This is a genomic window from Lysinibacillus sp. GbtcB16, assembly GCF_019091145.1.
Classification (GTDB): domain Bacteria; phylum Bacillota; class Bacilli; order Bacillales_A; family Planococcaceae; genus Lysinibacillus; species Lysinibacillus fusiformis.
Genome location: NZ_JAGXJV010000372.1, coordinates 1 through 274 on the forward strand (window position 1 = coordinate 1; position 274 = coordinate 274).

General features: G+C 41.2%; 1 pseudogene. It reads right to left on the reverse strand.

From position 1 onward, the window contains the following. Positions 1-274: pseudogene (locus KVT27_RS24595) on the reverse strand (sugar ABC transporter permease); the annotation flags it as partial.

Here is a 274-nt window from a genome sequence, read left to right on the forward strand (position 1 = left end):
CAATAAAGATCGTTCGAAAGAAATCAGGATTCAACAGCAGGTTCTCCCGCTCAAAGCCGAACCACGTCAGAATGGTGTTCAGCAAACCGGCCTTTGCCGTAAAATCTACGAGCATCCCGCAAATGACGACCATGGAAACAAAATGCGGTAAATATGTAAGCGTTTGCACAAATCGTTTAAATAACGTTTTTCTTACTTCATTTAATAAAAGCGCTAAGATGATAGGAGCCGGAAAGGCAAAGATCAGCTCGTAAACATTAATGAGCAGTGTATT